Here is a 23,578-nt window from a genome sequence, read left to right as displayed (position 1 = left end):
ATTTATACAGAGGAACGTATAATGAAAATATCAGTTGATGAACTCAGAGAGATCACTGCAAAGGCTGTCAGGCATTACGGCTACACCGATGACGAAGTAAGGGTTATAAGTGATGTGCTTTTATATGCACAGCTCAGGGACAATAATCAGGGCATTGTCAAGCTTATCGACAAGGGGATACCGAAAAACCAGAATGCCCCTGAGATTACAATCGAAAAGGAAACCACTCTTTCGGTTCAGATCAACGGCAATCAGAACCATGCCATGATTGTCATGGACAGGGCCATCGAGCAGGTCTTAAGAAAAGCGGAAAAATCAGGACTTGCCGTTGCAGCTACGTTCAACACGAGCACGTCTTCCGGTGCCATAGGATATTATGCATCCCGTCTGGCATTGAAGGGGTTCATCGGTATTGTTTTCAGCAGATCGCCCGAAAGGGTTGCCGCTTACGGCTCGTATGAACCTGTCTTCGGCACAAATCCGATAGCGGTAGCGATTCCGGCCGAACCCGACCCGATTGTTCTCGATATGTCAACTGCAGCCACCTCGTATTTCGGTCTCGTCGAAGCGGTAACCGCTGGAAGGAGCATCCCTGGTGATATGGCCTATGATGCCCAGGGAGAGCCCACAACCGACCCTAAAAAGGCAATCGCCGGCGCGATACGCTCATTCGACCGCAGCTTCAAGGGTTCCGGACTTGCTCTCATTGCCGAGATACTGGCAGGCCCGCTGGCAGGTGCGGCTTTCTGCGGCATCGGAAACAGTAAAAGCAACTGGGGACATTTTATACTGGCCGTTGACCCAGAACTACTTGCCGGCAGGGACCAGCTCAAAAAGAATGTCTCGGAAATAATTCTCAAGGTGAAATCTACAAAAAAGCTGCCCGGTGTCGATGAAATATTCCTCCCCGGAGAAAAAGAAAACTCTCTTGCCAGAAAGCGCCTGCAAACGGGATCGATCGAAATCGAGGATAACCTGCTGGCCGAACTCAAAAAAGTTGCCGGAATTGTTTGAATTTCATGCTTTCAGGAAATTCAGGCTTGATTACCAATAATTTGCATACCCTTTCATCTTAATATTTTATATATGGATCCAGGCCGGACTTGGTAAAAACCGGCCGATAGATTCATATATCCTTAACAGCTTGGACAGGAGAGGCTATGGATTATCAGACCTACAAGATGCTTTCCAACGAATACCACCGTAAATTTGCGGTCTACAATAAATTCAAGATCGCCTTTTTAAAAAAATATTTCAGGTATTTTCACAGACTTGAAGTCATCGGCAGGGAAAACATCCCTGAAGGACCGGCAATCCTTGCCCCCAATCATCCGGGCGGTATGGAGCTTGACATCTTCGCGGTTTCATACTGCACACACGAAAGTCGTGAACCTGTCACTCTTATTGTAGATGACTGGCACTTCATCAACCACGCATGGGGCAGATGGTATGTCGGGTCAGGACTTCCACTCAGCGTACCAGGCGGCATAAGCCATGAATACACAGACCCGTACCTTAAAGAGGGAGGTGAAAACTACCCCGGCCTCGTCTGCATCTTCCCCGAAGGGAATGTCCCTCTTTTTAGGGACAGGCATACGGTGTTCGAATATTTCCCGGGGGTTGTAAGGCTTGCGCTCAATTACAAAGTTCCTGTGCTGCCTGTTGCGCTTATTAATTTCGCCGAGGCGTGCCCGGTAGTAAAGCTTTTCAAAAAAGACAACAAGCCGGATGACATACTGTGTCTGCCCTTCGCGTTCCCGTTGAAACTCAAGATGGAAATCGGCGAGCCTCTTTATCTGAACGAGTACTACGATAAACCTCTGAACAAGGCCGAGGAGTTCTGGATCGCAAACGAGGTGATCCGACCGGCTCATATAAAGCTCAGGAGAAAACATCACAGGGTCGATGTAAAACCTGTCGAAAGGAAAATGACAGTCCCTGCCTGATTAAGCACTTAGAGACATGCTGTCATGTCACTCTTTGAAGAAACACATGATCCTTTGCTTTACCACATCGGAAACAACATTAAGTCCAGATCCTTTTGTCTCGTAAACCTTTATTACATCCTTGTATTTTTTCGCCTCGGGCAGCAGCCCGGTTAAAATACTTTTCCCTTTCAAAAGTCTTTTGGTATTGAAAACAACACCATCTTCCCATGGAAATACGGCAACATAAAATATCCTGTTTTCGACAAGGTCCTGAAAAAAATGCGTCCCGTAGGAAAGTTCGGGCATGAGATTGCCGTCTAAGTGTGCGATCTCTCCCATAACAGCAATATTGTTTATCTCTGAAAAATGTACGGGTACGCCGAGCGCCGGGGTAGTGGTACCCCATCTGCCGGGCCCCAGAAGCATTACGGGCATCTCATTCCTGTTTTCTATCATCCTGTTGAGTTCACCGATAATCCGGGCCACCTCGTATTTCTCCTGCTGATGAAGGGCGCTGTATGCCTCGGGTTTAATGAAAATGACCCTGTCAACAGGCTGAACGATACTGCCGCCCATAAAGTTCCCGTTCATGCTGAAAATCACCTTGTCTGAATCGATCTTTCCTGGGAATTCAATGTTCTTTTCCACACCTATAACCTGTAAAGGTCTGCACTGAAGCAGGTTTATCCTGAAATCCCCAACATCATTGAAGTTTACCGTAAACTCGATCTCGAGCGGATAGCTGTAGGCCTTTTCGAGATTTTTCAGAAGACCGTGCATAACCTTTGTAAAAGATGTGTCAGTCAAAAGGCTGTCAAAGGTAAGGAGCCATGATTCTATATCTCCTCCCCTCGTTTTCCTTAGCTGTTCCGTCATTTCATAATCAGGGACTGCGATTTTCTCAAAGGGGATATCCACAGCCTCTTCAAACATTTTTATGAGGGAGACGGTCTGAAACTCATTTTCCCTGATATTTATGAGATCGACGTTCCTCTGTGAGTATGTCCTCAAATCCTTCATCCCGGCATGAGGCCTCAATAGAGGTTCATCCAGAGCAACCATCCTCGGATAATCATTTTCTATACGGTTGACGGCGCGCGTCCCGAGGCCAAGGACAAGTCTCAGCATTCCCGCGCCCGGATCCATCCCTTTCTTCCAGACAAAGGTATTGTACGACATCCCCACACCTGCAAGGTCAGGAAAGAAATAATCTTTCCTGTATGAACCTGAAACCCTTTGCACAAGGAGCGCCATCTGCTCGTCACGGTCCTCCAGCCCGCGTTGTCTCCGGTAAATAAGCGCATCCTCATTCATTGTCGATGCATAAACCTTCCTGACCGTCTCCTCGAACTGGATATATCTCTCCTCAGGCGTACCCTGATTCGCGCAGAAAAAGCTTTCGTATTTACCTGCGAAGGCGTGTCCGAAAGAGTCTTCAAGCAGAGAGGAAGACCTTATTATTATGGGGGATTGCCCGAAATATTCGATAACCTGGAAGAACTGCTCTTTTACTTCATCAGGAAAAATACCGTTAGCCATTGCATCCTTAAGCTCTCTGGCGACCTTGAAATATCCTTCCTTTGTCTTCTGTTTCATCCTCAGCTTCCACCAGCCGTTCTGAACGATATATGTATAGAAGACATCCGAACCGATGAAAAAAGAGTCATGGGGTTCAAAATACTGTTCATACCCGATACTGGTATCCGTCGTAAGGATCTTTCTTGCAAGCAGCATCCCTACTGTTTTGCCGCCGACATATCCTGTGCCTATGAGCCTTGTCTTTATCTGAAGCAGATCATCAAGAGTAAAATTCTCTCTGGCGAGGTCCAGCATCTTGGGTTCCCTTACAAGCATGATCCTGCAAAGCTGGTCTATCATGGTTTTTTTTTCATCGGGGCTGACATCTCTTGACTGCATCTCTTCGGCCTGAAGGAAAAGCCTGTCCCAGTAATCCATCTGCCTTCTTGTTGATTCGTCCCATCTTTTCGATATCTGCGACAAAAGCCTGGAGGCATCAAGGCTTCTCGTTATCGGGACAAAGGTATCACCGTCTTTCAAATGGGGCAGAAACATCGTGGGGGAATATCTTTTCCATACCTTTAAAGGGTGCACATAGAAATCTTTTCCGGTGCTGTAAACATCCATCAGAAGCTGCGTCGTCTCCCTGATCCTGGCAACGGTATGGTGTGAGTGCCTGTTCTGCAGAAGCGCAAAATATGCAACCGTATTGAGGTCGAAGAGATAGGGACATGTAATAAAAAAGAAATTGCCGATCATCAGGTCGGTAGCCCATGATGAAAGCAGATCGGACAGACTGTCAAAAACATAGAATACGTCCCTGCCCTCATTCGTGATTATCTTATGGACGTCAGACGAAAACCCTTCGAAACCTGCGTCGGGATTAAGCGAATATATTTTCAGGCCCGAGTCCGGTGCAAACAGAGGCTCGTGATGGCCGAATCTCATGTAGACGACACGCCTCTTCTCCTTGATGGCGCTTTTTACAAATGACTCTGCAAGCTTCCTGTAATCGTTTATATTTTCTATCTGCCAGACAACGTTATCTCCCATTCTGAGGCCGTCGATTATTTTATCAAGCCCCTCGACACCGGTAGTAACTCTTGCAGAAAATACCATGCGGCCACCTCTTGATATATTTGTTATCTCTTTACAATAAATATACCACAAAAACCTTTTGCAGCCGTAAGGCATCAGATATCAGGATAAAAGCCGTCAATAAGCGTACTGTTAACATTTTTCAAGACTGAATAATGTTGCATCGCATGATGGATTGATATAATATTTATTTCAATATTTCTGAAACATTATTGTACTTTACAACATTATTGTTTCAATATTTCCGATGGTTCATTTATGTATTCAGGTATCTGCCTTTTTCATGAACACACAGCGGGCTTCACATTGCCGCCTATACGCAAAGACATATAAACTGCAATATTTCTAATCCAGTTCTGGCATATATCTTGCTGAAATCAAATTCAATGCTTTGTCTGCACGGCATTAAAATAACGAAAGCAATCGAAAGAGACATTTAAACTATGAAAACATTAGCGCAGGATTTCAAAAAGGCCGAAGGCGATATCAAAGTTATCGACAGGATCGAGGAACTGGAGACTTACAGTCATGATATAGGCGATGTCCCCCAGATCATGACGAAAACGTTCTTTAAAACAATGCCTGATTTTGTCGTACAGCCCAGGAATGTGGTTGAAATTCAGAAGGTACTGAAATTCGCAAACGATAAAAAATTCCCTGTAATAGCCAGAGGCGCTGCATCCTGGGGATTCGGGGGTGTCATTCCGACAAATTCAGGGATAGTGATGGACCTTTCTCCCATGAGGAGAATCCTCAATCTTGATGTAGAAAAGAAGACCGTGACGGTCGAAGCAGGCGCCAGATGGAGCGATATCGATATCACCGCAAAAAAGAACGGCCTGTGCCTGATGTCATACCCTTCCAGCAAGTTTTCCACTGTAGGCGGATGGATTTCAACCGGCGGCTACGGCATCAACAGCTTCAGATACGGCCACATATCGAAGCATATCGTCTCGATGACTGTTGTAACAGGCTCGGGAGAGATAAAGACACTCACCCCGGATGACCATGAATTCAACTATTTCGTTTCTACTGAAGGTGAATTCGGGATTATAGCCGAAGTGACTCTCAAGCTGCGTGACGTACCGCAGGCGACATATCCTCATCTCCTTTATTTTGCAAACGACAAAGAGGCATTTGCATTCATAAGAGAACTCACGGAAACCATCAAAGAAAAGAAGCTCAATCCCAATGTGATACGCTTCGTAGATGAAAACCATCTCGGCGACATAAACGAGATGCTGCATGCGGCAATATTCAAAAAGTCAGCGGCTGTGATGGTCGAATTCGGGAGCGAGGAAGACAACGAAGGGTTTCTGAAATTCATGGCATTGAATGCCAGCGTGGAAGAGGCCCCCTCGTATGTATCCAATTATCTCTGGAACGAGCGCCTATTCGGTATGAAGACTAAAAGGCTCGGACCCACAATACTTGCCAGTGAAATTATCATCCCGATCGAATCCGCTGCCGCATTCACCTTAAAAGCGAAGAAAACGGGTACGTATTTCGGCGTGGAAGTCTGCATAGACTCATACATCATCGACGGGCACAATGCGCTCATCATGGCAACTTTCCTCTGCGATTCGAGAAGCAAGAAATATTTCATCAGCATGCCTCTCGTCTCTCTCCTGACCAAGGCGGCCGTAAGCCTGGGAGCCGAACCATACGGTCTTGGGCTTTGGAATGCCTCTTTCATAGACTACCTTTACAGCAAACAGAAGCAGTTCGAACTGAGGGCATACAAACACAAAGCCGATCCTAACAATATCCTCAATCCGGGCAAATTCTTCAGTGTCGATTCCAACATCATCACCCGTGGACTTTTCAATCCTCTTTTCTTCAATATATCTATGAGTCTTCTTTCGCTCTTTTCTCCTATAATCGGCATGATAATCATCCTGATTTTCGGAAGGAACAAGAAGGTTGACAGACTGGATTTCGAACTCACAACTCATGCATGCGCCAAATGCGGGAACTGCATCGCTGTATGCCCTGCCTATCTTGTCACAAAAGACGAGGCCGTGACTGCGAAAGGCAAGATAGCCCTTGCAAAGAAGCTTTCGGAAGGCAAGGACATCACACCCGAAGAGGCGGCAAAGGCATTCATGTGCATGAAATGCAAGGCATGCGAGGAGATATGCCAGACCAATCTCGAACTGATGACGCTATGGGAAACACTGGAAAAAAAGATTGAATCCCGGTTCGGCAGACCCGAAAAGGATATAGTCGAATTCCTCAAGAAGGTTGATGAAAGCAGCGAATACTGGGACATGGTGGAAATGAACAGCTGATATATAACCGGCTGTGAGTTGATAGTAGTGAGTTAAGAAAGGAAAACGACGATGCCGAAAAAATATCACATTAGTACCAAAGTTACGCCTCTTCAGGTGGACAATGTCTTCAAGTTCAAGATTGTCCGCGGAGAAAACTGCATCAACTGCGGCAAATGCACTAAAGTGTGCATCTACGAAGCGCACAAACGGGGCAAACGCGACCCCAGGAAAATGGCCGATCCGAACACGGTTGTATGCAGGAACTGCTTCAGGTGCATACAGGAATGTCCTAGGGGCGCTCTTGAAAAATCAATAGATATGGATTTCAGGAACATCGGAGGCTCGTTCTGGAAGCCTGACATGTTCATTACACTGTTCAAGCAGTCCGAGGATGGAAAGGTTCCGGTTACCGGAGCAGGATACCGGGGGCCGTTTACCGGAGAAGGCTTTGACGGAATGTGGACCGACATGTCTGAAATTGTGAGACCTACCAGAGACGGCATCCACGGCCGAGAATATATAAGCACCGCTGTCGAACTCGGAAGAAAGCTGAATCACCTGAAATTTGATGAGAACGGAAAGCTGATTTCAAAAATCAACAAAACCGTTGATATTCCTATCCCGATTATTTTCGATATTCCGGCTGAAGACATCAGCGATAATGTCCTGACAGCCCTGTTAAAGGCTGCATCCGAGCTTTCGACCTTCATAATCATGCCCGCAGACGATATCGGCAAGGATGTGGAAAAATACAGCGGGAATATCATTCCTTTAATCGATTTAGACAATGCGGATGAACACAAGGCGCTCCTTAAAAATGCAAATCTGATATCTTTTGAATACAATGCAGAATCAAAAGAAAATTTTCAGAAAACCAGGAACAGGATTTCGAAATTGAGCGATGCTGTAGCAATAGTCCGCGTCAAGGCCGGAAACGATATTGAAGACATCGTTTCTGCTCTCGCACATGACGGCGCCGAAGTGATTCACGTAGTCACGGACTATTGCGGCCGCGGTGAAGACGGCCGTCTTGTAAAGGACATCATCCGTTCGGTTCATCTGAGGCTCGTCGATGAGAAGATCCGTGATGAAGTAACTCTTATCTTTTCCGGCGGGATATCAATGGCGGAACACGTCCCCAAGGCCATGCTATGCGGTGCGGACCTGACTGCAATAGACCTTCCCATCATGATAGGCTTTGGCGCCAGATTGTTCGAGGGGCCGGAAAAACTGCTCGTTTTCCCTGTCGGACTTGACAAAGTGCCTGCCAGAACTCTCACCCAGAGAGTCATCAATCTCATGGGGGCATGGCATTCCCAGATACTGGAAATGATGGGCGCAATGGGAATCAGGGAGGCCCGGAGGTTACGGGGAGAAACCGGCAGGGCGATCTTCTTTGAAGACATAGACAATGACACTTTCGGCAGACTGTTCAAGAAAAAAGAAGCGGTGAACTTATGAAACCATCAACAGTAAAAATCAAGGAAACACCTTCAAGGTTCAAACATAATGTGCCCAAGTACAAGGTCACAAGGTCCGATGCCTGCATAAACTGCGGAACATGCGCAAATACATGCCCGTTCGGCGTCCATGAGAGGCTGGAGGGACACAACAGGGTAAAACCTCCGATTGACTATAAATGCATTGGATTCGAATGCCTTGAACGAAACTTCTGCTGCATTGCGAAATGTCCGAGAAAGGCCTTAACGCTCACATACAATCCAATGTATGAAACGCTCGGTGACTACCGCTGGACTGCCGATATGATCACCGCTACATGGATAATGGCGGAGACCGGTTATCCACCGGATCGCAAGGATCTGGAATACAATGTGGGAAATTCGGGCGGCGGTTTCGACAAATTGCGCTTTAAATTCCCGGATAACCCTCCGGAAGTTCAAAGGGATGAAATTTCAACCGCCATTGAGCTCAACCGCAGGAATGACGGCAGGGCCAATGTCGTCATCTCCACTCCCGTATACGGAGGCGGAATGTCATTCGGTTCGGTCAGCCTTCCCACCATGGTATCAAAGGCCAGAAACGCTTCAATCTGGAATACTTTCACATGTACGGGAGAAGGCGGCTACCCGGAAATATTGCACCCTTATGATAACCATGTGATCACTCAGGTTGCAACCGGTCTTTTCGGAGTGCGTGAAGAAACCATTCAGCGGGTCAGGATAGTGGAATTCAAATATGCACAGGGCGCGAAACCGGGACTTGGCGGACACCTTCTCGGCGAAAAGAATACGGCAAGCGTCGCCAGAATGAGAGAGGCGGTACAGGGAACATCCCTGTTCTCACCCTTCCCTTTCCACTCGGTATATTCGATTGAAGACCACAAGAAGCACATAGACTGGATCAAGGAGATGAATCCGAACGCCCTTGTTTCGGTCAAGGTGTCCACTCCCAATGACGTCGATATGGTTGCAGTAGGTTCATTCTATGCAGGCGCACATATCATCCACATCGACGGCGGCTACGGCGGTACCGGCGCTGCTCCAGACATTGCGAAAAAGAATATCGCCATGCCCATCGAATATGCCATTTCCAAGGTGCACAACTTCCTTGTCGCAGAAGGGGCCCGCGACGCCATGACTCTCATCGCTTCGGGAGGAATAAGAACGGCCCATGATCTGGCCAAGGCCATCTGTCTTGGCGCGGACGGCGCTGTTATCGGAACAGCCGAAATGGTATCTCTTGAATGCGTCCGCTGCGGCAATTGTGAATCGGGACGGGGATGCGCTCGCGGCATTGCTTCGACCGACTCCGAATTGGCCGACCTGTTCAACGAGGAATGGGCAACGCAGAGGCTTACAAATATGTATCATGCATGGAATTTTCAGCTTGTCGATATCCTGCAGAAGTTCGGCATGAAAAGCGTAAAGGAACTGGTCGGACGTACAGATCTGCTCGAGCACGTGGATTACAGCAAATAAAGTGGGGTATTCATATAATGGATAACGCAGAAAAAATATTATTGTCGCGGACGGGAATAATAAGCGAAGTTCCGAAACTCGCCCCGAACCTGGAAGAAGAAGGCGGTTGCGGAGTCACGGGATTCATCAGTTCCATCCCGGTTACAGGGAAAAACATCTTTGAGCCTTCCGTGCAGATGCACAACAGGGGCAATGGAAAAGGAGGCGGAATAGGCGCTGTCGGCTTCGTTCCCGAGGCACTCGGCATAACCCGGGAGGTGCTCGACAACGATTACATGCTCCACATTGCGCTCCTTGACGAAAGCGTCGCATCCGAAATTGAAGATAATTTCATCAAGCCTTTCTTTAAAATTGATAAATCCGAAAAGCTTCCGACCATAGAAGACTACAAAAGCATCGGTCTTGATGTAAGGCCTCCCGATATCATGCGTTATTTTGTCCGCGTCAAGGATAGTATCCTCGACAAGTATATAAAAGATAACAATTTCAATTCCCTGGACAGGCGGGATGCTGAAGACGAGTTCGTCTATCAGAACAGCTTCAAAATAAACACGAAGTATTACGCCTCGCTAGGTGAAAAAAAGGCATTCGTCATGTCCCACGGAAGGAACATGATGATTCTTAAAATAGTCGGCTATGCCGAGAACGTGGTGAAGTATTACAAGCTCGACAACTTCAAGGCTCATGCATGGCTTGCCCATCAGCGATATCCTACACGCGGCCGCGTATGGCATCCGGGCGGCTGCCACCCCTTCAGTGCGCTTAACGAGGCCCTGGTTCATAACGGAGACTTTGCAAACTATCAGTCGGTTTACGAATACCTCAAGCAGAGGAACTACCACCCGCTGTTCCTTACCGATACGGAGGAAGCCGCACTGTTGCTTGATCTCTGGAGCCGGGTATACAAATATCCCCTTGAGTATTTAATCGAGGCGATGGCTCCCACATCCGAAATGGACTTCGACATGCTGCCGAAGGAAAAGCAGGAGCTTTACAAGGTCATACAGACGCACCATGTAAATGCATCTCCGGACGGTCCCTGGTTCTTCATCATAGCCAGGAACGATGTCAAGAACAGCCAGTTCCAGCTTATAGGCATTACGGATACCGCAATGCTGAGGCCTCAGGTATTCGCCCTTCAGGACGGCGAGGTTCAGATAGGACTTATCTGCTCAGAAAAGCAGGCCATCGACGCCACTCTGATTTCACTTGAAAGGGAAGATCCTCGATTCAAACCCATTGCGGACAAGTACTGGAATGCAAGAGGCGGCAGCTATACGGACGGCGGCTCATTCATTTTCAACCTTAAGGACTCTGAAGACGGTTCGGGCTCAAAAACCCTTACATGCACAGACAAATTCGGAAAGGCAATTATCATCCCGAAAGACAAGACCTCCTGCGATGTTAAGGGCAAGATCAAGATAACCGCATCATGCAAGGCAATTGGAAGCAGAATTGAATCCCTGTTTACTGAAAGAGACAGGGCCCAGGCCGCCCGTGAAATATGCGCTTTGATAAAAAGTGAAATAGTAAAGATGGATTCAAACAGCCTGAGATTCGCAATCGAAACCATCAGGGGATTCGCTTCAAAGAACGACTCATTCAAAGAGACCGCCATAAATGCACTCACTTTCTTGAATGACCTCAAGTATGATACCGGTTCGATTAAAAGAAGCTCGGTCCAGCATATAATTAAAATCTGCCTCGATGAGATATTTTCAGAAACTTCAAAGATTACGGGTAAACCAGCCGGGCAGTTCAGTCTGATTGATTTTTCTACCAGAGATAAACTCAGGGCCCCGGGCAAAGGCGAAACCACATTGATCATAGATGCAGAAGGTTTCGAACCCGAAGGCGATGATTGTGATGCCGTAATGACAGTAAAGGCATATAAACTGGGCTGGAAGCGCTTCATCATCTACAGATACAGGGGCCAGCGCTTTACCGGCTGCGGCTTCGGACCCGGAACAAAAGATGTCAGGATAGACGTATACGGCTCATCCGGCGATTATCTGGCTTCCGGAATCGACGGCATGGAAATTCACGTTCACGGAAACGCCCAGGACCAGCTCTGCCAGATCATGAAGGAAGGCAAGCTTGTTGTCTACGGCGATGTCGGTCAGACATTCATGTACGGTGCAAAAGGCGGAACCGCCTATATCATGGGTAATGCGGCAGGCCGCCCGCTGATCAATGCCGTGGGCAAACCCAGGGTCGTCATCAACGGCACGGCGCTGGATTATCTTGCAGAATCATTCATGGCGGGCGATCCCTTGAACGGCGGAGGATTCGTTATCTTAAACGGCATAGGTTTCGACGATAATGACGGATCGATAAAAGAATACGATTCACCTTATCCCGGTTCCAATATTTTTTCACTCGCATCAGGCGGTGCGATATATGTAAGAGATCCGCACAAAAAGCTTGTCGATGAGCAGCTAAACGGCGGAGAATTTGCAAAAATAACCGATGCGGACTGGAAGCTGATCGAGCCTTATCTCAAAGAAAATGAAAGACTCTTCGATATAAGAATAGAAAGACTTTTAACCGTGAACGGGAAGAAAAAATCAGCAAAAGATGTTTACAGGAAAATCCATCCTAAAAAGGCTGCCCCTGCTGCAAATGACGACGGCCTGGAAGAATTCAACAATTAGACGCGTAAGGCGGGGATTGATAATCCCTGCCTTTGACCTTATCCTGCCTGATATTTTTTTAATTTGTAACATCAACGGATTAATATATAATATCCCCAGAATATTTAATATCCCAACGTGCAATACCGCATCTCTTTTTTGAACTTCATTTGATAAAAAACTTTTGTTTTTTATAAATAAATTATTCAGGGGTTGATGATGGAAGATATCTATCTGGGAAAGCCATGGCTCAAGAATTATGACAGTAACGTACCGCCTAACATTTCTTATGACAACAGGACATTTTGTGAACTATTCAGGGAGACTGTCCAGAAATTTCCTGACAAGCCTGCAGTCATTTATCTTGGCAGAGTACTTACATTCAAAGACCTGGACAGGCTTTCCAACAGACTTGCAACATATTTTATAAGAAGCGGTCTCAAACCTGGCATGGTTGTAGGGCTTCATATGCCGAATATCCCTGCCCACTACATAGGGGTAATTGCGATTCAGAAAGCAGGTCTCGTATCAACAGGGCTGTCTCCTCTGCTGACTGCAAACGAACTCACACACCAGATAAAAGATTCAGGGGCACAGATAGCCTTGACAGTGGATGTCCTTTACGAGAAGTTATATGAAATTGCAGGCAGGACCGGGCTCAAATCCATTCTTGTCTCATCAATTGCCGATTATCTGCCACCTGTTAAGGCCTTTCTTGGTAAGCTCTTAAAAAAGATACCGTCAGCTGAAGTAAAACCGATAACAGGTGTCAAGGTCGAGCGGTTCACCGATGCCATTAAGTCCATGCCGGAAGATGAAGTAAATGCAAAGAAAGGCATGGATGAGCCCATGTACATGATGTACACGGGCGGCACCACAGGCCCTGCCAAGGGTGCGCTGCTTACCCAGAGGAACGTCATGTGCAATGTCAGCCAGATATCGATCTGGATGGACATAGCCCCTGAGGATACCTTCCTCTGCGCATTCCCGCTTTTCCACATAGCAGGACTTGCACTCGGGGCGGTATCGCTCGTTAAAGGCATGACCCAGATAGCGGTCCCGAATCCCAGGGACACGCACTTTCTTATTGAATCGCTTAAAAAGTACAAACCTACTGCTCTGGTAAATGTAACGACAATATACCTTGAGCTAATGAAAAAGCCTGAATTCAGGGCAATCGACTTCTCCGGGGTCAAATGGTGCATGTCGGCGGCACAACCCTTCCCGCCTGAAAATATTAAGGAATTTGAATCAATAATTGGTCAGGGAAAACTTGTCGAGCTTTACGGCATGACGGAAACCTCTCCCGTAACATGCTGCCTTCCCCGATACGGCAGGAAAAAGCCCGGCTCGATAGGCATGCCGATGCCGGATACCATTTTCAGACTGATAGACCCGGAAACAGGGAAAAGCGTGCCTGTGGGAGAACCCGGAGAGATAGCCATATACGGTCCGCAGGTATTCACCCTCGGATACTACAACAAGCCTGAAGAAACCGCGCATGCCCTGAGAGACGGCTGGATGTTCACTGGCGACATAGCGAAAATGGATGAGGACGGCTATTTCTATATTGTGGACAGACTCAAGGATATGGTCATCGTTTCAGGGTTCAAGGTGTTTACAAGAGAGCTCGATGATGTCCTGACCGAGCATCCGGATATAGAGATGGCGGCATCTTTCGGTGTTCCAGACCCTGAAAGGGCCGGTTCGGAAAGGGTCGCTTGCGCAATAGTCCTGAAACCTGGCATCGAAAAGAATGACGAGGAACGCGAAAAAATAATTAGCCATCTGAAAGCGCATGTGGCCGCATACAAGGTCCCGAAAAGGATTATATTCATGGATCAGCTTCCCGTAAGCGGCGTGGGCAAGGTCCTGAAACGGGAGCTCAGGAAGATGGTGATCGAGCAGAAACTTTAAAGTTGTCTTCCTTATCAGGATAGATAATGGCTCCCTGCCGGCAGGCTTATAAAAACCAGGCAGGCGCCGTTGTTTTCATATTGCTGTGACGTGAGGATAATGTCGTCATGTTAATAACATCAGCGTTCCTTACGGGTCTCCCTCACAATCTTCTCATACATCTGGCGACTAATGGGATAAAATGACATGAATGCCACTCCGAGCAGTATTATGGCCACGGGAATAATGCAGAGAACTACACGTATACCAAGAAGCACACAATCCGGCTGTACCGCCGCATTCGGGATATAGCCCGAAATGGAAAGCGCCAGCCCGACAAGCAGGCTTGCAAGTGCACTCCCCAGTTTCGGACCGAAACTCCATATGCCGTAGAATATCCCCTCATTTCTCTGTCCCGTCATATATTCATTGTATTCTATGGTATCCGGAACAATGGCCCACGGCAGTACGAAGAAGGTGGAGAAACCGAATCCGGCTATACCGGTAAGGATATAGATCATTGCAATCTGACCGGGTGAGACAAAGAATATACCAAAAATAGCCGCGGCAAATATCACCATACCCGTATTGTACGCGAATTTCTTACCCGTCTTCTTGCTTATTGTAACCCATACAGGGATGCAGAGCACGGCGATGCCCAAAAGCGTCAGGAATATCGTGCTCAAGTGACTTTCTTTGCATATATAGTATTTGAAGTAATAAACGAGCGTCGAGCTGATGATGACGACAGCCACCGTGTGGAGTATGTACGTCAAGGCGGCAAGTACGAAGGGCATGTTTCTGAATGCACCGATGTAAAGCCGCAGAGCCGATCCTGTATCTTCAGGGGCAGCGGAGCTGCCCGTTTCTTTTACGCTGAAAAATACAATTGAGGAAAATACAATGAATGCAGCACCGTATATTAACGCCACCATGCTGAAACCGGTTGCCTCGTCGGGGAATTTTCCGACCAGCATCTTGGTGGCGCCCGCAGCGACCAGCGATCCTATGATAGCGCATGACATCCTGTAACCTGTCAGGTTCGTACGTTCGTTGAAGTTCCTGGTCATATCCGGCGTAAGCGCGGAATACGGGACGTTGACTGCGGAATATGAGACGAAAAACACGAGATAGATGAAGGTAAAATAGGCAAACTTGAGTATCGGTGATTGAATATCGAGTCTCGTGAAAAGAAGCCAAAAGAAAACGCCGGCCACTATTGAACCAAACAGTATGTACGGCCTCCTCCTCCCCCATCTCGTATGTGTTCTGTCGGAAAGATATCCAATCATCGGGTCAGTGCATGCATCCACAAGACGGACGGCCATCATGGATAAGCCCGCGAGCGATGCCGACAGAAGGGAGATGTCGGTCAGAAAATACATCAGAAAGAAATTAACCGTTGTGAAAACAATGTTTGCACCGAGATCGCCAACTCCATATCCGAGCTTTGTCGGGACGCTCAGCCTGCCGTAATCTTCAACCATGCACATCCTCCTTCATCATTGTTCACACTGCGATAATCATTACTCCATAAGGTGGCACGGTGATCCTGCTGCAACTTGTCTCAGGTGCAGAGATATAAGGATATGAGAAAATCCGTACAGCCTTCCTTGATTCAAAGCCCTTGATCGCGACTGTTCGCACCTCATTTGAAAAGTTAAGGCATACGGCTAGATTCTCGCTTTCGCCTTCCCTCATGTATGCCAGGACATCGGGATGGGAATCCAGCATTTTCAATGAACCGCACCTCAAGGCAGCATGATCCTTTCTGAGACGAATAAGTTTCCTGTAATGATTCAACAGTGAGTCCGGATTGACGGATTGAAACTCGACATTCAAATGAGCATAGTCAGGATTTACCCTGAGCCACGGCTTCGTTGAAGAAAATCCGGAGTTTTCCGCTCCATTCCACTGCATGGGTGTTCTTGCGCCGTCGCGTCCTTTGAAAAATGGCCAGTATCTCCTGCCGGGAGGATCCATTATCTCATGCCTCTTCAGGCGGCCTTCCTTCATACCGATTTCTTCACCCATATAAATGAACGGGGTGCCTCTGAGCGTCAGGATCAGTGCAGCGGATACAAACGCCTTTTCAGATGCAAATCCGCCCTTTTCGAACCTGGTTATATGCCTGATATGGTCGTGGTTCGACAAAAAGTAGGCAGGCCATCCTTTCAGGCCGAAGGTGTTTTCCGATTTCAGAATCTCATCCCTCAACCTCGGCGCGCTGAAACCTGCATTCATGAATGAGAAGTTGAACACCATATGCACACCGTCATTATCATCTCCCAGAAAACCGCACGCGAAATCGACATCGGGACTGAATATTTCGGCAACGAGCATCCTGTCACCGTATTCTTCTGCAACGGCCCTGAGTTTTCCGGCCAGCCCATATGCCTCGGGCAAATCCTTGTCATGAATATGCCTCTGCATCTCATAAGGACGCCTGCCGATGCATAAGGGATTGCTTCTCAGATACCTGTCCTTGTATGCATAATTCAAAACATCTATGCGGAATCCGTCGACTCCCTTTTCAAACCAGAAGCGCACCACGTCCAGCATGGCCTTTTCGACCTCGGGATTCCTCCAGTTCAGATCGGGCTGCTCAGGAAGCGAGTTGTGGTAATAATAAGACTGCGTCTTGTTGTCCCACTCCCAGGCTCTGCCGCCGAAAAAGCCCATCCAGTTATTGGGATATATTCCGCGGCCTTTCGTCTCTTTCCAGATATACCAGTCGCGCTTGGGATTTGTGCGGCTCGAACGCGACTCAAGAAACCATGGATTGAGATGAGATGTGACGCTCGGAACATAATCCATTATAATTCTGATGCCGCGGCTGTGCGCCTCTTTCAGGAGGCGTTCAAAATCTTCCATAGTCCCGTATTGCGGATCTATATCGCAATGATTGATTATGTCATATCCGAAATCATACTGGGGAGAAGGATAAACAGGGTTGAGCCATATCGCATCTATGCCCAGTGAGGTCTCGGTACCGTCGTTCAGGTAATCGAGCTTTGAAATTATCCCGTTCAGGTCGCCGATGCCGTCGTTGTTGGAGTCCATGAAGCTTCTCGGATAAAGCTGATATATGACGGCATCCCGCCACCACGCAGTTGTCTCACTCATATTTTTCTCCATTTTTTTCCTTAAGAAGCAGTCCGTTTACATATATCTCCCTGAGTACAAGGCTTGCCGCTCCCATAAGCACAGGGTCTTCAAGATCGGATATTGCTATCTTTCTGCTGGAATAGTCCCAGGCATGTCCGGCAAGCGCTTTCTCAAGAGAGGGGAGAAAAAATTGCGAGGCTTTCGATACACCACCGCTGATAATTATAAGTTCGGGATTAAGTATGTTTATGAGGTTGGCAAGTCCTATGCCCAGATGCTGCCCCATGGTCTCAAATATTTTCCGTGCCTTCTTATCGCCTGATTCAGCGGCCTCGCATAGCAGCTTGGATGTCATAACAACGTCCGCCTTCTTCCGGTCTGCAATTTCGTTTCCCTGCCTTGCAAGCGAGCGTCCGGATGCATACTCTTCCAGGCAGCCTTTCCTTCCGCATATACACTTGGTTCCGTCCGGATAGATGCTTGTATGGCCGAACTCCCCGGCCATCCCGTTATAGCCCCTGTAAATCCGCCCGTTTATTATTATGCCGACGCTTATGCCTGTCCCGATAGGCACGCATAGAAAATCAGATATATTCTTCCCTGCACCGAACCACTGCTCCCCCAAGGCCGAACTGCTGTTTGAATGCTCGACAAAGCATGGGGCCTTATATCTCTCATGAAGAATTTCTTTTATCGGAACATCTTTCCATTTCGGGTGCCTTGGCGCGTAAAGACATACCCCGTTATCTGTATCGATGGCGCCTGGTGCAGTAAAGCCGATACCTGCAATGCGTTCATTACGCACTTTCTGTTGTCTTAAAGCCGAATCGATCGTCTTAAGGATCTGATCAACAATTTTTTCCTTCTTATCATCGGGATTGACGTTTGATATCTTCTCGCAAAGGACTTTCCCCCGCAGATCAAGTACGGTGCTTTTGATGTATGTCCCGCCCAGCCTTACGCCAACAATGAATCTTGCCTTGGTGTTGATATCGATGCCCACCGGCTTTCTGCCAAGATCTGAACTGCTCTTCCCCGTTTCGACAATGAGGTCCATAAGCAGCATCTCCTTAACGAACGCCGTGATCGTCCCCCAGGCAAGCCCTGTCTCATCCTTAAGCTGATTCCTGGACATAGGGCCTTTTTCCCGCAGTACATTAAGTATAAGCAACTGGTTTCCAAGCTTCAACGCACTGTGATCTATTGCACCCATGCGGATCACCCCATTGTTTTCTCATGTCTTGAGATAACAGGATACAATACACTACCCACACAGTCAATCTTTATCTCGGGTCTTGAGTTAAATACATCCCTTGAGTGCCGGGAATTTCTTGAAGATCATTATGCGGTCAAATACTATATCATGGAAATTTATCGCCCTTTTCTATGCCGCAAAGCTCCTTTGCAATCTTCTGTTTCTTCTTCATGTCCACGAGCCTTGAGATCATTATCCTCTGCGCCTGGGGGGAACCGGCACCGTGCATGGATTCAGTCAGATAGCCGACAGCGGCGGAGCCCATGGTGATATTCTCGATGAGCCTGAGTATCCTCATCCTGTGCTCAGCAGGGACATCGGCTTTTGTCTTCAGATATTTTTCCACCCATTTCCCGGTTTCAGATGATTCAAGGTCCTCTGCCGAAGGACATGTCACGACCAGGCCTCCTGCGATATCCTGTGCAAGCCTTGCAATTTCATAGGGCATGCGGGTGATATTCTGTTTGTGCACATTAGCAAGCAAGAGATCGACCAGATACGTCCCGCCCGGCTGCATCCTTCCCTCGGATGCGCAGGCGATGCATCCGCAGTAAAGGGTTTCGTTCAAATGGTTCATCTCTATTATCTTGTCCTTTATGTGGGAAGCCTTTTCTGCACCGTTATATTCTGCAACCGTCTGTGCAGCCCCGATCAGCACGTCACCTACGCCCACCTTGCATGCATAGCTCTGACGGTGGTAGGCGGCAAAGTTTTCGACCAGCTGCGTTGTAAATTCATACTCCCCGTTCATGAACACCCGCTCCCACGGCACAAACACTCTATCAAATATCACCAGCGCCTCATGCCCGCCGTAGAACATATTACCCCTGTCAAAGCCCTTTCCTTCAAGTTTTCTGGTATCGCAGGACTGGCGGCCTATTATGTATGTGATCCCTTCCGTGTCGCTGGGAACAGCGAAAGAGACCGCATATTTCCTGTCTTCATCCCTCATGGTGACTGTCGGCATGACTATTATTTCATGAGAGTTGACAGCACCGGTCTGATGCGCCTTTGCCCCGCTCACAACTATGCCGTCGGGCAGCTCTTCATCAACATGCAGGAATGCGTCAGGATCAGGCTGTCTGCCAGGAGGCAGTGAACGGTCTCCCTTCGTGTCTGTCATGGCGCCGTCGCATACAAGGTCGTTTTCCTGGACATATTCAAGGAACCTGAGAAATCGCCTCTTATATTCCGTACCGCATTTTTCATCAACAGCATGCGTTGTAATGGAAAGCGCGTTCATGGCGTCCATACCTACACATCTCTGGAAGCAGCATGCGGTGAGTGATCCCATAAGACGCCCCATCTTGCTCTTTTTGATAAGGTCTTCCCTGCTCTGGTGGATATGCGTGAAACGGTTGATCTTCTTGCCTGTTATGTGTGAGGTTGCAGTAAGTATATCTTCGTACCCGGGCCTGCCGGCATATTCATAGGTGGCTGCAACCGCACACATGGACGGGCGAATGATGGGGTTATCGACAACATCTGTAATTCTCTTCCCGAACATGAAAACATTGAGTCTGAGCTTTCTGAGGCTTTCTTCATATTGCCGTGCATTCATCATCCCTGACATACAAACCTCCCGCCTTGGAAAAAAGGCATACAATTTCAACTATCATGAAATATCTTAAGTTTTTAATGTCAAGGTTATTCAAGAAACATCTTTAATGATTTTATTATCAGATCCACCTTCTGCTCCTGGCTTAAATGCCTGCCGACCCTGCTGAAAAAACGGTCAAAGCGTTTGCGGTAATGTTCTGACACAAGGGAATACACGTTGAACATCACATAGTTGTCTATCATATACGCCGCATGAACGCTGCTTATGCGCTTGTTTATCTCTCCCCGTTTTTTTCCCTCCTCAATCAGGTGATAAAAAAAATCACGTCCGATATTTTCTATGCGGTCCGATATGTAATCAGTAACGGCATTCATGGAGCAGCTTCCGATATCTATATATATAATCAGGTATGCGCGGTATTTGTCTGCCATCGAGGATTGAAGGAGAAACAGTTCCCTGATTGAGTCGAATACAGGGCGGCCAAGTGTCTCGAAGTTGTCATAATATGAATGGATTATGCCTACCCCGCGATCGAGGACCGCACGGAAAAGCGCTTCCTTGTTCCTGAAATATTTATACAGGGCGCCTGTCGAAACCCCTGCCTTTCTGCAAATGCTAGGGATATTTGAACCGCTGTACCCCATTTCGGCGAACACCTCGGCAGCGGCATCAAGAATGATCTCCTGCTTCTCGACGGGAAGTTTGAAAAAAGTCGGCTGCATGTCGTTTTCTCCAGTTGCTATGATGTTATGAGTATTTTTCTGCCCCGGCTTTATTCGGGGATGGTCTTCATGAGTTCCTTTTCAACGGCAGGTCTGTTTCTTCTTCCCATGAATTCAAGAACAGGCCATAATTTTGTAACCGCCCAGGGCCAGCACATAATGGCCTTAGAGAAAATTCCCGTTGAAGCCGGACAGTACACTTCGGCCCTGTTCCTGAGTATGGCTTTCAATATGGCTCTGGCTATGACAACAGGCTCCTGCGGAGGTGAAAGAAACGTAAGAGGCGAACCTCCGTGGCTTGCCTCATAGCGAAGCATGGGCGTGGCAACCGAATCCGGGAATATAGTGGAAACACCTATCCTGTGCTTTCTTAGCTCGATTCCGAGCGTGAGGTTGAAACCCCTTAGCGCAAACTTGGTTGCCGTGTATATGGAACTGTACGTTTCCGGCACGAGACCCGCCATCGAGGATACGGTCACAATATGTCCGCCTCCCGCCTTCTTCATTATAGGTATGACCTCGTACGAGCATGTGAGAGCGCCCATGAAGTTTATTCTTAGCTGTTTTTCTATGTCTTCGAAAAGGCAATCCTCGAACAGTGATGGTATTATTATACCCGCGTTGTTTACAAGTATGTCGATGGTTCCGAAGCTCTTTACAGCCTCGTTCACCAGAGCTTTGACCTCTTCTCTGCTTGTGATGTCACACTTGAAGATTACAACAGACCCGGACAGCATTGCAGCAGTCTTCTCAAGGCCCGCTTGGTTAATGTCGGTAAGCACGAGCTTTACGCCGTTATCATTTAGAATCTTTGCTACCTGCGTCCCGATGCCGCCTGCCGCGCCCGTTACTATGGCTGTTTTGCCCTTAAGGTTACGCATGATTTTACCCCTTCTGATATCCTATTATTGATTGCCTCTTATGACCGCTCCGGCAAGGGTGTCCTTAATGAACCGGCCTGATGATAATACCGGAGAACCGTTTACGATAACGTGTTCGATCCCGTCGGGATGAATATCCGGCCTGTAGAAATCAGCCCTGGTTCCCAGCCTGTCGAAATCGAATATCGTAATGTCTGCGAATGCACCCTTTTCAAGAACGCCCCTGTTTTTGATCCTCACGATCTGTGCCGGAAGCGACGTAGTCTTCCTCACCGCCTCCTCCAGGCTCATCATGGGGTTTTCCCTTGCAAAGAATGAAATGAATCTCGGGAAGCAGTCATAGAACACATGGGCAGGCCTGCCTATCGGTCTTAGAATGGTGTCAGTAGCCGGGACGGAATGCGGGTGCATGAACCCAAGCCACATGGACCTGAACGCAAACGGGTCATCCGGCTTGAGAGGCGTATGGAAGACCATGACCTGGCCCTTTTCCTCTATCATGAGATCGCACAGGGCGTCGAAAGGCTTTTTCCCTATCGACTTTCCAATCTCTACGAAGGTGAGCCCTTCCATCCAGTTGTTCTTCGGGTTCATTACCGCCATTACGCGAAGTCCTTCCCACCCGGTCATCTTCAGGTAGTTGAAGGACCATGTCGCGCCATCCCTGTGTGGCCAGTCAGGCTCAACATTAAATATGTCGTTAAGCACCTTCTTCCTGAATGAAGAATCTTTGAGCCTTTCGAGCGCCTCGGGTTTGCTGCCCTGAGAAACATACGGGGGAAGGAATGCGAAGAGTTCCGTGAACCCCTGGGATGTCGGCACCAGATCGAAGGCTACATCCACACCCTGCCGGCGCTGTTCGTCTATCATTCCAATTATTTTTGCAAGCCCTTTTTCTATAGGTATCGGGATGTTGAGTTTGTTGTACGCGAAAGAACCCAGTTTTATAACGTTTCTCGTTATCCACCCGAGTCCTTTCGTATAAGGCTGCCAGTAGAGGTGGGATATCTGGACAGGTATGCCGCTTCTCCTGCCGACTTCGCTTACTTCGTCGATCGACTTGTCTATTGTGTGCGAATAACTCCTCATGTGCGAGGTGAATATACCGCCTCTTTTTTTCAGAATCGCGCCGAGCTTTGTCAGTTCATTAGTGTCGCTCTGAAGCCCCGGGAAATACTGCAGTCCGGTTGACATTCCCAGGCAGCCCATTTCCATGGCCTCGTCGAGATATCTCTCGAGCAGTGCCATTTCATCATTGTCAAGAAGCCTTGTCACAAGGCCTGATGCAGCCACCCTTAAAGATCCGTGACCTACAAGAGTGCCCATATTCAGCAGCATCCCCATTTTCTCCAGTTTGTTGAAGAACTCATCCGGCGTATGCCAGTCCACTATCTTCTTCTGATTCTCCCCTGAAAGGTTCTCGAGATATGTAAGGGTCAGATCGCGGTTATTCTCAGGCACATAGCAGCTTGAGAATCCACAGTTGCCGCCTATCACGGTCGTCACACCCTGCATGATAAGAGGCTTCAGCTTCTCGGCCTGGTCTTCGCCTGCCACCGCAAAATCGATATGGGAATGAATGTCGATGAAGCCGGGGCATACAACCTTGCCTGTTGCGTCTATTTCCTTTTCAGCTGTTGCATCACTCAGATTTCCGACTTCCCGAATCTTGCGGTCTTTTATTGCAATATCACCTGTGAATCTTTCCTTACCGCTTCCATCAACAATAATACCGTTTCGTATGATAAGATCATAGTGCATGCGGT

General features: G+C 47.9%; 15 protein-coding genes. 7 read left to right on the top strand and 8 right to left on the bottom strand.

Annotated elements, in window-relative coordinates; all coding sequences use genetic code 11:
* Positions 1 to 21: 21 nt before the first annotated feature.
* Together VIS94_16325 and VIS94_16320 are read left to right on the top strand one after the other, a co-directional pair.
* Positions 22 to 1,014, top strand: coding sequence for an Ldh family oxidoreductase (locus tag VIS94_16325; GenBank protein ID HEY9162644.1), 993 nt, complete (start codon positions 22 to 24; stop codon positions 1,012 to 1,014).
* Between the two features lie 146 nt (positions 1,015 to 1,160).
* The gene (locus tag VIS94_16320; GenBank protein HEY9162643.1) at positions 1,161 to 1,946 is read left to right on the top strand and encodes a 1-acyl-sn-glycerol-3-phosphate acyltransferase; all 786 of its coding nucleotides are present in this window, start codon (positions 1,161 to 1,163) and stop codon (positions 1,944 to 1,946) included.
* Between the two features lie 27 nt (positions 1,947 to 1,973).
* On the opposite strand, the gene VIS94_16315 is transcribed toward VIS94_16320, so the two are convergent.
* Positions 1,974 to 4,565, bottom strand: a complete 2,592-nt coding sequence (locus VIS94_16315; GenBank protein ID HEY9162642.1) for a PEP/pyruvate-binding domain-containing protein — start codon at positions 4,563 to 4,565, stop codon at positions 1,974 to 1,976.
* 422 nt (positions 4,566 to 4,987) lie between these two features.
* Between VIS94_16315 and VIS94_16310 the strand changes: the two genes are divergently transcribed.
* From VIS94_16310 to VIS94_16290, 5 genes are all read left to right on the top strand, one after another.
* Positions 4,988 to 6,835, top strand: a complete 1,848-nt coding sequence (locus VIS94_16310) for an FAD-binding protein (protein ID HEY9162641.1) — start codon at positions 4,988 to 4,990, stop codon at positions 6,833 to 6,835.
* A 51-nt stretch (positions 6,836 to 6,886) separates the two neighbouring features.
* Entirely contained in the window at positions 6,887 to 8,278 is a 1,392-nt protein-coding gene (locus VIS94_16305) for a glutamate synthase-related protein (GenBank protein ID HEY9162640.1), read from the top strand.
* Positions 8,275 to 9,756, top strand: coding sequence for a glutamate synthase-related protein (locus tag VIS94_16300; protein HEY9162639.1), 1,482 nt, complete (start codon positions 8,275 to 8,277; stop codon positions 9,754 to 9,756). Before VIS94_16305 ends, VIS94_16300 begins: the two co-directional genes overlap by 4 nt.
* A 17-nt stretch (positions 9,757 to 9,773) precedes the next feature.
* The gene (locus VIS94_16295; GenBank protein HEY9162638.1) at positions 9,774 to 12,410 is read left to right on the top strand and encodes a glutamate synthase; all 2,637 of its coding nucleotides are present in this window, start codon (positions 9,774 to 9,776) and stop codon (positions 12,408 to 12,410) included.
* Between the two features lie 198 nt (positions 12,411 to 12,608).
* Positions 12,609 to 14,306 carry an AMP-binding protein gene (locus VIS94_16290; GenBank protein HEY9162637.1) on the top strand — a complete coding sequence of 566 codons (1,698 nt, stop codon included), beginning with the start codon at positions 12,609 to 12,611 and terminating at the stop codon, positions 14,304 to 14,306.
* Positions 14,307 to 14,425: 119 nt separating this feature from the next.
* On the opposite strand, the gene VIS94_16285 is transcribed toward VIS94_16290, so the two are convergent.
* From VIS94_16285 to VIS94_16255, 7 genes are all read right to left on the bottom strand, one after another.
* Positions 14,426 to 15,772 carry an MFS transporter gene (locus VIS94_16285; GenBank protein ID HEY9162636.1) on the bottom strand — a complete coding sequence of 449 codons (1,347 nt, stop codon included), beginning with the start codon at positions 15,770 to 15,772 and terminating at the stop codon, positions 14,426 to 14,428.
* 22 nt (positions 15,773 to 15,794) lie between these two features.
* Positions 15,795 to 17,411: an alpha-amylase family glycosyl hydrolase gene (locus tag VIS94_16280; protein ID HEY9162635.1), complete on the bottom strand. Its 1,617-nt coding sequence runs from the start codon at positions 17,409 to 17,411 to the stop codon at positions 15,795 to 15,797.
* Positions 17,404 to 18,606, bottom strand: coding sequence for an ROK family transcriptional regulator (locus VIS94_16275; GenBank protein ID HEY9162634.1), 1,203 nt, complete (start codon positions 18,604 to 18,606; stop codon positions 17,404 to 17,406). Before VIS94_16275 ends, VIS94_16280 begins: the two co-directional genes overlap by 8 nt.
* 148 nt (positions 18,607 to 18,754) lie before the next feature.
* Complete coding sequence (locus tag VIS94_16270) at positions 18,755 to 20,212, bottom strand: 4-hydroxyphenylacetate 3-hydroxylase family protein (GenBank protein HEY9162633.1); 1,458 nt, start codon at positions 20,210 to 20,212, stop codon at positions 18,755 to 18,757.
* A gap of 83 nt (positions 20,213 to 20,295) precedes the next feature.
* Complete coding sequence (locus VIS94_16265) at positions 20,296 to 20,931, bottom strand: TetR/AcrR family transcriptional regulator (protein HEY9162632.1); 636 nt, start codon at positions 20,929 to 20,931, stop codon at positions 20,296 to 20,298.
* 50 nt (positions 20,932 to 20,981) lie between these two features.
* A complete protein-coding gene (locus VIS94_16260; protein ID HEY9162631.1) occupies positions 20,982 to 21,812 on the bottom strand; it encodes an SDR family oxidoreductase in 831 nt (276 codons plus the stop codon).
* Positions 21,813 to 21,836: 24 nt separating this feature from the next.
* Positions 21,837 to 23,573: an amidohydrolase family protein gene (locus VIS94_16255; GenBank protein ID HEY9162630.1), complete on the bottom strand. Its 1,737-nt coding sequence runs from the start codon at positions 23,571 to 23,573 to the stop codon at positions 21,837 to 21,839.
* Positions 23,574 to 23,578 lie beyond the last annotated feature (5 nt).

It is taken from the genome of Desulfomonilia bacterium, assembly GCA_036567785.1.
In the GTDB taxonomy this organism is placed as follows: domain Bacteria; phylum Desulfobacterota; class Desulfomonilia; order UBA1062; family UBA1062; genus DATCTV01.
Note: the sequence above shows the minus strand (reverse complement) of the source record. Positions and strands in the feature narration are given on the sequence as shown.